13 protein-coding genes are annotated in these 13,138 nt (G+C 29.4%); 4 read left to right on the top strand and 9 right to left on the bottom strand.

What is annotated here, in order from left to right; all coding sequences use genetic code 11:
* Window positions 1-155: 155 nt before the first annotated feature.
* Window positions 156-824: an outer membrane protein assembly factor BamD gene (locus HL033_RS02710; protein WP_218193779.1), complete on the bottom strand. Its 669-nt coding sequence runs from the start codon at window positions 822-824 to the stop codon at window positions 156-158.
* Window positions 825-1,060: 236 nt separating this feature from the next.
* Here HL033_RS02710 and purD point away from each other — a divergent pair, with 236 nt between their 5' ends.
* From purD to glmS, 3 genes are all read left to right on the top strand, one after another.
* Window positions 1,061-2,329 carry a phosphoribosylamine--glycine ligase gene (gene purD, locus HL033_RS02705; protein ID WP_218193778.1) on the top strand — a complete coding sequence of 423 codons (1,269 nt, stop codon included), beginning with the start codon at window positions 1,061-1,063 and terminating at the stop codon, window positions 2,327-2,329.
* 85 nt (window positions 2,330-2,414) lie between these two features.
* Window positions 2,415-2,774, top strand: a complete 360-nt coding sequence (gene yajC / locus HL033_RS02700) for a preprotein translocase subunit YajC (protein ID WP_218193777.1) — start codon at window positions 2,415-2,417, stop codon at window positions 2,772-2,774.
* Between the two features lie 48 nt (window positions 2,775-2,822).
* Window positions 2,823-4,634: a glutamine--fructose-6-phosphate transaminase (isomerizing) gene (glmS, locus tag HL033_RS02695; protein WP_218193776.1), complete on the top strand. Its 1,812-nt coding sequence runs from the start codon at window positions 2,823-2,825 to the stop codon at window positions 4,632-4,634.
* A gap of 309 nt (window positions 4,635-4,943) precedes the next feature.
* Here glmS and dnaN read toward each other — a convergent pair whose 3' ends face one another.
* The 8 genes from dnaN to rplM all read right to left on the bottom strand — a co-directional run bounded on the left by dnaN (window position 4,944) and on the right by rplM (window position 11,752).
* Window positions 4,944-6,071, bottom strand: a complete 1,128-nt coding sequence (gene dnaN / locus HL033_RS02690; RefSeq protein ID WP_218193775.1) for a DNA polymerase III subunit beta — start codon at window positions 6,069-6,071, stop codon at window positions 4,944-4,946.
* A gap of 44 nt (window positions 6,072-6,115) precedes the next feature.
* Entirely contained in the window at window positions 6,116-6,730 is a 615-nt protein-coding gene (locus HL033_RS02685; RefSeq protein ID WP_218193774.1) for a ribonuclease D, read from the bottom strand.
* Between the two features lie 66 nt (window positions 6,731-6,796).
* Entirely contained in the window at window positions 6,797-7,585 is a 789-nt protein-coding gene (locus HL033_RS02680; protein ID WP_218193773.1) for a response regulator transcription factor, read from the bottom strand.
* 493 nt (window positions 7,586-8,078) lie between these two features.
* A complete protein-coding gene (locus tag HL033_RS02675; protein ID WP_218193772.1) occupies window positions 8,079-8,714 on the bottom strand; it encodes an ECH_1013 family putative transcriptional regulator in 636 nt (211 codons plus the stop codon).
* Between the two features lie 526 nt (window positions 8,715-9,240).
* The gene (ppa, locus tag HL033_RS02670) at window positions 9,241-9,759 is read right to left on the bottom strand and encodes an inorganic diphosphatase (RefSeq protein ID WP_218194501.1); all 519 of its coding nucleotides are present in this window, start codon (window positions 9,757-9,759) and stop codon (window positions 9,241-9,243) included.
* Window positions 9,760-9,811: 52 nt separating this feature from the next.
* Complete coding sequence (gene argC, locus HL033_RS02665) at window positions 9,812-10,840, bottom strand: N-acetyl-gamma-glutamyl-phosphate reductase (RefSeq protein ID WP_218193771.1); 1,029 nt, start codon at window positions 10,838-10,840, stop codon at window positions 9,812-9,814.
* A gap of 5 nt (window positions 10,841-10,845) precedes the next feature.
* Window positions 10,846-11,286 carry a 30S ribosomal protein S9 gene (gene rpsI / locus HL033_RS02660; protein WP_218193770.1) on the bottom strand — a complete coding sequence of 147 codons (441 nt, stop codon included), beginning with the start codon at window positions 11,284-11,286 and terminating at the stop codon, window positions 10,846-10,848.
* 1 nt (window position 11,287) lies between these two features.
* Window positions 11,288-11,752 (bottom strand): 50S ribosomal protein L13, encoded by a 465-nt coding sequence (gene rplM, locus HL033_RS02655; protein WP_218194500.1) that lies wholly within the window; start codon window positions 11,750-11,752, stop codon window positions 11,288-11,290.
* 145 nt (window positions 11,753-11,897) lie between these two features.
* On the opposite strand from rplM, the gene HL033_RS02650 reads away from it, so the two are divergent.
* Window positions 11,898-13,124, top strand: coding sequence for a TolC family protein (locus tag HL033_RS02650; protein ID WP_218193769.1), 1,227 nt, complete (start codon window positions 11,898-11,900; stop codon window positions 13,122-13,124).
* The last annotated feature ends 14 nt before the right edge of the window (window positions 13,125-13,138 follow it).

The raw sequence follows: 13,138 nt of genomic DNA, 5'->3' as shown, positions 1-13,138 counted from the left end.
GTTCATAATAAAAACAACAGAATAATTATATTATTAAATAATAATGCTGTTATATTAATAAACCTTTACTTAATCTTAAGTAAAGAACATTTTATATAAAATCCTAATTAAAAAAATTTTCTAATCTATTAACTAATATTAAAATTAAGTATAATTTACTGTTTATTTAAGTTAATCCAAATACTATCCTTACAACATTTTTGAAACATTGATAAGTACTTTTGCGATGTTTCCCTATCTCCTAAAGCTAAATATATTTCATAAATCCTATATATGCTTTCTGGAAAATATTTTGTATCATCATATTGAGCAAGTATAACATTAAATCTTTTAAGCGCTGCAATATATTCACCCCTTTTTAAGTAAAAATTCCCTATAGAAAACTCTTTCCCTGCCACATGATGTCTAACGTTTGTTAATCCTTTTTTTACAGATACAGCATACTCAGAATTGGAAAACAACTTTATAAACTCATTTGATAACTCTAATACTTCATAAGCTACTTTCGGATCAAGATCTATATCTTGAATTTGCATATATTTAGAAATAATACGTAAATAGTAGGCAAAGTCTATATTTTGACTATTAGGATACATTTGTATATAATCATCTACTAAATCACTAGCGCTAACATAATCATCAATTTCATAATTTGCAACTGCAGCAATTAAACGACCCTTTACTGCTAATTCTGAAAAAGGATATAAGCTTTCAATTTTTGCGAAAGTTTTTATTGCATCCTTATACTTCTTAATTTTAAACTGCTGAATACCAAGATTATAAAGTGCAGAAGCTGATTCCTCAAAATTTTTAACATCTGCCACAACATAGCTACTAAAGAATATACAATATAATATAAAAACAATTTTCAAGAAATTCATTAAATTTTCCCAGAAAGCACAACAATTTTAAAAAAAATTAAAACATAAAACAATTATTAAGGCAAGTTCTTTATCAAAAACGTAGTCAAGTACTATATTTACATTGACAATTATATAATTTATGGTAGCATAAGATACCAAATTATAAGGTTATATAGGTATTTTTTGGTCATCATAAAATGAATGTATTAGTTATTGGAGCTGGAGGACGTGAGCACGCATTGCTGCATTATTTAAAAAAGTCTCCTATGATTGGAAAGCTTTTTGTTGCTCCGGGGCGTGAAGCAATGTCTAATTTAGCTACCTTAGTAGATCTTAACATAAATGACTTTATAGAAGTAATTCAGCTATGTAATAAAGAAAAAATTGAATTAGTAGTTATTGGACCAGAGGCTGCATTAGTTAATGGGTTAGCAGATGCCTTAACTGATGAAGGCATTTTAGTGTTCGGTCCATCAAAAGCTGCTTCAAGACTTGAATATTCAAAGGGATTTACTAAAGAATTATGTACGCGTTATAATATTCCCACAGCAAAATACGGATATTTCATTGATGTACAATCAGCAAAGCAATTTATAAATAAAAATAAATTACCGTTAGTAATTAAAGCTGATGGTCTTGCAAGTGGTAAAGGTGTTGTTATATGTCACACTATTGAGGAAGCTTATAATACGTTGGATCTAATGCTTGTTAAAAAGAAATTTGGACAAGCAGGAGAAGCAGTTATCATTGAAGAATTCCTTGATGGGGGTAAGGAGATTAGCTTCTTTACTTTAATTGATGGTACTAATCCTGTAATACTAGGAGTGGCTCAAGATTACAAAACTATACACGATAACAATAAAGGACCTAATACAGGGGGAATGGGTTCTTATTCCTCTCCAGGCATTATTAGCAAAGAAATGGAGCATATTATTGTACAAAAAATAATATATCCCACCATTAAAGCAATGTTCAATATGAATATACAATTTAAGGGAATGTTATTTGCAGGCATAATGATTAAAAAAAATGAACCAAAGCTCATTGAATACAATGTAAGGTTTGGTGATCCAGAAACACAATCTATACTTCCAAGACTTAATTCCGATTTGTTAAAATTAATGGTATTAACAGCTAAAGGTAAACTTGGGAATGAAGTTGTAGAACTTAATAATAAATCTGCTGTATGTGTTGTAGTAGCAAGTAAAGGGTATCCTGATGAATATAAAACAGGATCTATCATAAAAGGTTTAGATGCAATTGAAAAATTGCCTAATATTAATGTTTTTCATGCGGGAACAAAATTGGATAGTAATGGTAATGTAATATCTAATGGTGGAAGAGTTTTAAACATTGTAGCTGAAGCCGATAATTTAGCAAGTGCAAAGCACCAAGCATACGCTGCTTTGGACTTATTGGATTGGCCAGATGGCGTGTACAGATATGATATTGGATCCTGTGAATAATATGTAAAAAAATTTGCTTGTAAACTAGCTTGACAAAGATTTTGATTTTTTATAAAGTAGTTATATATTTTTGATAGGTTAAGTATTGTTTTTTTCTGAAGCTTTTGCTACATCAGTGTCTTCTCCATCTACTGCAGGAATAGGGGCATCAATTGCAGGTTTTGTACCGCTGGTTTTAATTTTTGTTGTGTTTTATTTTCTAATTATTAGGCCACAACAAAAAAAAATTAAGGAGCATAACAAGTTATTAGATAGTATTAAAAAAGGTGATAAAGTTGTAGTATCTGGTAGTATATTAGGATGCGTCAACAAAGTTGACACTAACAATCAGCACCTTTTTATAGAAATTGCAGATGGCGTAGAAGTAAAGGTGCTAAAATCTTCAATATCTGAAGTAATAAATAAAACTAAAAAGTCTTTTGCTTCAGTATCTGAGGAAAAGTAGATTTATAGTTAGTACTTTCCATTATAGCTGTTACAATTAGGTGCTTGCATGTGTGGTGTATTTGGGGTAGTCAGCAAATATTCTGTTGTGCAGTTACTCCTGCATGGGTTATCCCAGTTAGAATATAGGGGTTATGATTCTTGTGGTGTTGCAATACTTAGTAATGGTATACAAGTTAAAAAGTCTAGTAAAAAAGTTACTCATTTAAGTAATATTATAAAATCCGACAGTACATTTACTAGCACAATTGGTATAGCACATACTAGATGGGCTACACATGGAGCTCCAACAATCAATAATGCACACCCAATATGTGTTGATAAAGTAGCCGTTGCACACAATGGCGTTATAGAAAATTACATGGAAATAAAAAGACAATTAGAAGCACAAACTTTGGCTTTTATTACTAAAACTGATACCGAAGTTATACCACATCTTATACAACTTAATTTAAAATTAGGATTATCACCTCGTGAGGCTGTAACCAAAGCTGTTAAAAAATTAACAGGGAAATTTTCTATTATAGTATTATTTACAGATCATAATAATCTATTAATAGCAGCAAAGAACGGGCTGCCTCTAGTATTAGGGTATGGCATGAATACTAATTTTGTATCTTCTGATGCACATGCATTAATTCATCATGTACAGAAAATTACATACTTGGAAGATAATGATATTGCAGAAATTCATTCAAATAATATAAAAATCTACAATAATAATATCAAAGTTCATCGTAACACATTTGCTAGTAATTTTTTAATTGGTGAAGTTAGTAAAGGTCAATATCCTTATTTCATGCTTAAAGAAATATACGAACAACCGCAAATAGTACATAATACAATAAGTCAATTTATTAACAATAATAATTCAATATTAGCATTTAATGATATCGATTATTTTAGTAACATAGATTCTATAATAATAATAGGATGCGGTTCTTCATATTTTGCTGGACTAATAGCAAAATATTGGATAGAAGGTATTACTAATGTACGAGTTTATTTAGATATAGCATCTGAATTTCGTTATAAAAATATTTCTCTTTCAGAAAAAGACATTGTGTTATTAATATCGCAATCAGGTGAAACAGCTGACACTCTTGAAGCATTACACTATGCAAAAAAACATAATTGTAAAATTATTAGTTTAACAAACGTACCAGGGAATAGTATGGAGCAAGCTTCAGATATTGCCTTAAAAACCTTAGCTGGAGTAGAAATAGGTGTAGCATCTACAAAAACTTTTTCGGCTCAATTATCCGTTCTAGCATGTTTTGCTGTACATTTAGCTCAAATAAAGAACAACTCTTCTCATGACTTATCACACTTTATAAATTATCTAGCATTGATACCAACACATATATCACATGTTTTGCAAGTAAAAAATATTGATTTAGTAGCAAGTACAATTTTAAAATATAATCATACTATTGTTATAGGCCGAGGTACTGCCTACGGGGTGGCTTTAGAAGGTGCTTTGAAAATCAGAGAATTATCTTATATTAATACCATAGGTATTGCAGCGGGAGAAATGAAGCATGGGTCTATTGCAGTAATTGATAAATCAATACTCACAATTGCCATTTCACCATACAATGAGTTATTCTCAAAAAATTTTCTTAATATTCAAGAAATAGTAGCAAGGGAAGGTATAGTTATAGCAATAACAGATAAAAAAGGTTCTCTAAAATTACAAAATCTTTGTACTCAAGTAATAGAACTACCTCAGACAAACTTCTTTTCATCACCAATTGCATATACAGTTGTAATGCAACTAATTGCATATACACTTGCAATTAAAAAAGGGATAAATGCTGATCAACCAAGAAATCTTGCCAAATCTGTAACAGTGGAATAGTTAACATATATACATATGTTATATCAGCAAAATTAAATAGAACAATAATAAAGCATAGTAGTTATAAATTAACCACATTTCCCTATCTAAAATATTAAATTAAATATTATTAACATAATAATATTTATGCTGGTAAATAAAAATTACATAGTCTATACTTTTAAAAAATCATAAAACTTTCTTCTTTATTTATCAAAAATATAAATAAAATCCCTACTACACTGCGTTTTTAAGTACATATTAAACTCTATCCCCAATAAATTCAGTACTATAATACTAATTTATCACATAATACATAATATTTTAACATCACATCCTCATTGGCATTATAATATAAAGTGCTCGCTCTATATCCTGGTCCTGGATTACAATCGCCGTACTACCATCACGGAATATCAATTTACATCTTCCTTTGATACAATATAATACTTCCATCAAATATTTAGCATTTAGTCCTATAGTAATATCTTCTCCAATGTAATCTATATCTAACTCCTCTATAGCATCTCCTTGATCAGAAGAAGCAGAACTTATTAGTAATTTATTATGAGTAAAATCTAACTTAATTACTTTTACTTTGTCAAATACAATAACAGATACACGATCTATAACACTTAATAATACCTCGGATTCTATAGATACATGCTTACCCTCAACCTGTGGAATTATTGGTTTATAATCTGGAAATACACCATCTATTACTTTAGATGTCACTACATAATCTTTATATTTAAAGCAAATTTTTCTTTTTGATAAGCTAATAGATATAACCTTATCTGTATAATCATTACTAATAATCCTTAGTATTTCGTTAACAGTTTTTCTAGGTACAATAATGCCAAAATCAAAAACTTCATTGTCAAATTTTTCAGTTTGCATTAACGATAATCGGTGACCATCTGTTGCAACACAACATAAAACATTATCATTGATATGTAAATAAACACCATTTAAATTATATCGACTTTCTTCTGTTGACATAGCAAATTTTGTTTTACTTAGTAGATCTATTAAAACCTCCACTTTCAAATCAAATTTATAATCTAACTCATTATTTTCAATAATAGGGAATTTATCAGGATCAACAATATGCAAAGAAAATTTTGCATTTCCACATTCTATAACCAATTTTCCATTTTTAATTTTAAATATTATCTCAGTGTTGTTAGAAAGTTTTTTCACAATATCATAAAGCAATTGAGCAGATGTTACTACAATACCATCAGAAATAACATCAGCATTAATACAAGCAACTATTGAAATATCAAGATCAGTAGCAGTTAAACTTATAACATTACCCTTTGCTTCAATTTTAACACACGACAAAACAACAATACTTTGTCGTCTTTCTATAATATTATTAATATATACTAAAGACTGAAATAAATCTTCTTTTACAATTTTAAATTGCAAATTATTTTTTAACAAAGCACTCATGTTCCCTTACACATAAACTCTTACACAATGAACAAACAATCTAATTAAGTGCTGTGACTAAATATATCATCACCCCACCCCAACAAATCTAGCTCTGCTCTTGTAGGAAGAAATGCAAAACAAGCATCAGCTATTTCCTGCTTACATTCACGTCGCAGCATTATATCTAACTTATTTTTTATAGCATGTAAATACAATACATCCGATGCTGCATAACTAAGTTGATCAGATGTTAACACTTCATGCCCCCAATCAGAAGACTGTTGTACCTTACTGAGTTTTATGCCTAAAAAATCATAGCATAAATCTTTTAACCCATGATGATCAGTATAAGTACGAGTTAGCTTTGATGCTATCTTTGTACAATAACACGGCACAGCCCAAATCTTAAGATAATAATATATAATTGCTATATCAAATCGCGCAAAATGAAAAATTTTAAGTATATTACTATCAGAAAGTATCCTTTTTAAATTTGGAGCATCGAAACAACCATCCACAAACTTAACTAAGTGAGCATCACCATTACCTGTAGATAATTGCACCAAACACAACCTATCACGTCTATGTACAAGACCCATAGCTTCAGTATCAACTGCAATAACATCACCAAAATTCAAATTTTCAGGTAAATCATTATTATGCACAAAAACTGCCATATATTACTTAAAATGCATTTATTACACTCCACATTAACATAAAAATATTAAAATCCAAATAATAAATTAAGCTTCCTCTACATAATCTTTACTTGTTTCGTTACCATACGCCATATCATGATTATTCTCATTCCACATATAATCCCTTCTAGATTCATCTTCATCATCAGCACACTCTTTAAGAACATAACCACGTCCCCAAACAGTCTCTATATAATTTTTACCATTACTTGCAATTTTCAACTTTTTACGTAGTTTGCACATGAATACATCAATAATTTTATCGTCAGATGGTTCATCTAGCTCTCTATATAAGTGTGACAGAAACATTTCTTTTGTAAGAACAGTACCTAAACGCGATGAAAGAAGTTCTATCATACCATATTCTTTCTTAGTTAAGTGTACAATTTCACCATTACATTCAACACATTTGTGATCTAAATTAATTGAAATATTGCCAACACGTACTATTGATTCAGGATGTCCTCTTGTACGGCGCACTATTGCCTTAATCCTTGCAAGCAACTCACTTTTATGGAAAGGCTTCGTTATATAGTCATCTGCACCATAATATAGCCCTTTTACCTTATGAGCTACAGACGAAATACAAGACAATATTAATACCGGAACTTTTATTCCTGACTCACGCAGCTTTACTAATATATCATAACCATCTATCTTACCTGGAAAATGTATATCCAATATTACTACATCATAATCATCATTTTTTGGAATAATACTACCATAACAATCTTGAGCAGAAGTCATAGTCTCACAAAAATGTCCCTCTGAAGATAAAGAAGCCTCCACTGCTTTCGCACATGTAATATCATCTTCTATTAATAATATACGCATAAATACACCTCTAATAAAACCCTATAATAAATCTTAATTATAAAAACACCCCAAATTAATAGCTCAAAACTCTAAAAAAATAATATATACACTAAAACGTACTTCAGATTATAAATATTATCTTCCTTATCATATATGTATCATCCTCCGTCAAAATTTATAATAACACTAGATATACAGCATTTAAAATCAATAACCATAATTAACTTATTATTAATAAATCTCAAAAAAAATTAATATATAGTGTTATTATGCTAATCAAGCATAATAGCAAAATTATATATAACATATTTCTATTATGTTGCACACATAGCACATAAAAATTTTACTTTATTGACTGACAGTTAAGCTATTATACACGCATAAACCTACCTTTCTACTTAGTAGGTTATAATGCTATATTTTTTACAAATAATAAGTTAATACCTTCTAATAAAGATAATAATGCTAACTCATACAAAATACAAATCCTTATTTATTGACAAAAGATTAATTATAATGCTCTTGCATACCAAACCACACGACCTAACACTTTTACATCTTCAAGGTCACTTTCATAGGAAGAATATTGTTTATTATCACAAACAATACGTAATCTAATTTTTTGGTTATCTTTTACATACTCCAATCTTCTAACTGATATACCAACTGAATCAATAATAGTAAAAATACCAACAGGATGAGCAATTTTATCACCCGTATCCACCAACACAATGTCCTGATTTACTAATGTAGGACACATACTATCACCCTTAACATGGTAAAAACGCAAATTTTTTATATCTAATGATAATTTTATATTTGCAGGTAAATAAAATTTTAAATTATTCGAGTACTCTGACAAGCTATTTTGTGTATCTAAATGATTTATAGGTAATATATCATTACCACTCATATCATAAGTACAGTCATCACTACTAATTAAATATGATAATGGCACCTTTAACACTTTTGCTATTGCCATAAGTTTCTTAGATGTAGGATTTGTTGATTTACCACTCAATATATCATAAACGAACGACTTACCAACATAAGCTTTATCTGCCAGCTCACGGGCATTTATTCCCATTTTATTCATTTGTAACTTTATCTTAGTAACTATTGTACCATGATTGTCATGTCTCTCCATACATTCACCTTATAGTTCACATTATTACAACTTATTACAATTTAAACTAGATAAACTCAAGCATTAAATAAATCACAATTGATTTATTATTAATTAATAATCAATATGTATCATTACTTAGAAATTAAATTTCTAATAAATTTCTAAATAAAACAATACTTATATAGATCTTAAAAATTGAAAGATATTAATATAAGGGTACATAAACACTATAAATAACCCAATATATACATAGAAAAAATTAATAATATTTTAAATATTAAATATATATATATAACTTGTAGTATATTAGCAACTGTAACATTAAATCATAGCATATGTTAACTAAGTATTATGTATATCCTTGAAAAAATATTAACTATTAATATATTTATTATATAAATTCACTTTTCTTAAAAAAGATACAAAAAAATTTATTAATATAAGCTAATATTAAACTTAATAAAAAAATATAACAATTGATAAAATTTTAGTTTATTAACTGTTTTTTTTTACTTACAGAAATATTTTTTCATAAATTCTTATATTATTTAATTAATGAATCCAATATTAATTTCTCTGCAAATTTCATATCTTGCCATTTTTCCACAGATGTAAATTTATCTTTTTCTAACTTCTTATAAAAAGAAAAAAAGTGAGTTATTGAATCAATAAATGATTCTGGTATATCAAGATAATTATAAACTTTAGCATAATAACGATCAACTTTTTCAATAGGCACAGAAAGAATTTTTACATCTTCTCCAGCTTCATCATACATAGTCAGCACCCCTATAGGTCTTACAGATATTAATGCACCCACCATCACTGGAAACCTGGTTAATACTAAAACATCTACAGGATCCCCATCACCAGCAATAGTATTAGGAATGAATCCATAATTACATGGATAATACATTGCCGTTGGCAAAAATCTGTTTACACAAAAAAAATTTTTTTCCTTATCAAATTCATACTTAACAGGAGCAGAACCCTGACTAATCTCAATAATAACATTTATTTCTTTTGGAACATTATTACCATAACTAATTTTTTTCAAATCCATCATCACATCCTTTAATTATAAATCGCTTTTACAATACCTGTCACTGCATCATCTAAACATAAATTGCTGTTTGCAGTAAAGCTAAACTTTCCCTTAAAGAAAACATAATATTAAAATTTTGTACAGCTTGCCCAGCAGCACCTTTTAATAAATTATCAATTACAGATACTATTACTATACAATTCTCTCGTCTTCCAGGAAAAATTCCTAAATAACAAAAATTAGTACCAATGACCGACTTTGTATTTACTGCCTTATCGTTATCTACAAATATAAAATCAGAAGCTCTATAAAAAGACAATAAAGCATCATTAATATCATAAATAGAAACTTTATCATTCAGATTTAAATATATATTAGATAATATACCTCTACTAACTGGAATCAAATGAGGTGTAAATTGCAACAATACATCTTTTTTAGCAAAAAACGACAATTCTTGTTCTACTTCAGAGATATGTCTATGATGCGAAATACTATACACTTTAATACTTTCATTGACATCACAAAACATATTTTCTTGCTTTAACACTTTTCCTGCACCACTTACACCAGATTTTGCATCAACTATTATATTATCTACTTTTATCAAATTATCTTTTACTAAAGGAATAAGAGGTATTAGCATTGAAGTAGCATAACACCCAGGGCAAGCAACTAAACGTGCATTTTTAATTTCTCTACGATAAATCTCTGATAACCCATAAACAGCACTATCAATAAGGTATTGCGCACTATGTTCTCCATACCACTGCTGATATATATCAAGACTTTTGATTCTAAAATCCGCAGATAGGTCTATTATTCTAACAAATTCTGGTATATTAGCTATTAACTTATTTGATATATTATGTGGAAGACACAAGAACACAACATCAACTTGTGAAAAATCAACATCCTCAAATTGTGAAATTAATAAATCACATCTACGATTAATATGAGGAAATACATCTGATAATGATCCCAACTGCGTTGCACAAAGATACTTAATCCTTACCATAGGATGCGACATAAGTAATCTTACTATTTCAACCCCCACATACCCTGTAGCACCTACAACAACAGCCCTTATGTGTTCCATAAATATTATCTCTTAGAAAACTGACATTTCTTCCTTGCCTTATGCTGTCCGTATTTTTTACGCTCAACAATACGTGAATCCCTTGTCAAAAGCCCAGCTTGTCTTAAGATTGGATGTAGAGAAGGATTAATATCTTTTAACGCCTTACTAACACCATGAGCTAAAGCACCAGCCTGCCCGGAAATACCTCCACCAGCAACTGTGGCAATAACATCATAACACCCAGTAGTAGAAGTAACATTAAACGGCAAATAAACCCTTCTACATAAAGAACCTCTTTTAAAATACTTAGATAGTTCCATGTTATTAACAACAACCTTTCCACTGCCAGCCTTTATCCATACTCTTGCTACTGACTCCTTTCTTTTACCTGTGCCATAAGAGCGCCCTTTAGAATCTATCTTAGGTTTGTCAGGTTGGTGATTCTGTAAAACATTACTTACCATATCACATCTCCTTTTTATTTTTAGCATTCATCTGCAAAAAATTTAATTCTATAGGCTTCTGCGCATAATGTTTATGTGTTGGTCCACAATAAACATATAAATTCTTAAAGCGACAACGTGCCATAGGCCCATCTCCAATCATACGCAAAACAGCCATTTTTAATACACGATCAAAACGCCCAGATCTATATAATTCAGCAGGTGTAGAGCTCTTTATTCCACCAGGGTAACCAGTATGCCTATAGTAAATTTTATCATTAAATTTGCTGCCAGTAAATTTGACTTTTTCTGCATTAATTACTATGACGTTATCCCCACAATCCATATGAGGAGTATATTCAGGTTTATTTTTACCACGTAAAACAGTAGCAATAAAAGCAGCTAGCCTGCCAACAACAGCTCCATCTGCATCAATAACAACCCATTGCTTCTTTATCTGCTTAGCTTTCAAAGAAAAAGTCTTCATTTGCATCCAACAACTTAAAATATTACTTAATCTACTAGCATAATTTACTATTGTCAAGAAACTCATTATATGTAGATCTAAATACATATTTACTTATTGTAAGCCTAGTTGTATAATGCACCACATTAAAATTAGCAATTTATTTATGTATAAGAGTGCATTTTTACTTTTAATTCTTACAATTCTTCCCTTATATGCATACAGCACATCACTAAATGATGCTTTAATAAAAACACTAGAGAATAATCCTAGTCTTAAAAATAGCTTCTACGAAACATTAGGGAATAAAAAGCAGGTTTTCTTTTCTAGTATATCTGAGTTACTACCAAATGTTACCTATTTTATTAGGTCTGCAAGTAATGGTATTAACAGTATAAATATACCAAATCAAAACAAAACCACAGGTATAATGTTATCAGAATCACTTAGCATGGCTACTATATCAGCATTACAGCAATCACGTTATTTACTAGGCATTCAAGATCTAAGCTTTTTATTAAGAAAGCAGAATATTTTATTAAACGCAATAAGAGCATATATGAATGTTCTAACAGCAATTGAAGTTTATAAGCTTAACCAAAACAATGAGAAAATTCTAAAGCAACACTTGCTTATTGCTCAAAAGCGTTTTAATGTTGGAGAAATAACAAAAACTGATGTATCAAAAACAAAAGCTCTGCTATCAGCTGCTATATCAGATACTATAAAAGCACACGGTAATATGAAAGTTGCTGAAGCAAGTTATTTTCACATTATTGGAGAGCAACCTACTAATCTACATTATCCTGAAATGCCTATAAAGATTCCTGTTGCCTTAGAAGATGCTTTAAATCTTGCTAGACAAAATAGCATTGCCTTAAAGTTAGCAAGCTATGCTTACATCTCTGCAAAAAAAGATATACTAACAACGCTGGCAAAGTCCTTACCGTATCTCAGTATTACAGCTAATTTAACATCTCCATTTAACACTTCAAACTATATGAGTAATATTGATTTTCAAATATCTCTACCTATATTTCAGAAAGGTGTAAACATTGCTAATATTGAACAATCGCACATTGCCCGTAAACAAAAAATGTATGCATATTATGAAGCTTTAAAATCCTTAGAGGAATCTGTTGTATTAAATTGGGAAAATTTATCTACTGCTCAATCTATGCTACAATCAGCAAAAGATTCTATAAAATATGCAACAGTTGTCTTAGAAAGTGTAAAGGAAGAGGCTAAACTGAACCTTAAGACAATACTTGATGTTTCAGATGCTGAACAGGAATTACTGAAAGCTAAGGTTAACTTAATAAATGCTCAAAGTAGTGTAATTATAAACCAATATAATTTACTTGCTTTAATCGGACAATTTAATTTAAATTAAAAATCAACTAAAAG

This window comes from Neoehrlichia mikurensis (genome assembly GCF_019186785.1).
Lineage (GTDB): Bacteria > Pseudomonadota > Alphaproteobacteria > Rickettsiales > Anaplasmataceae > Neoehrlichia > Neoehrlichia mikurensis.
Note: the sequence above shows the minus strand (reverse complement) of the source record. Positions and strands in the feature narration are given on the sequence as shown.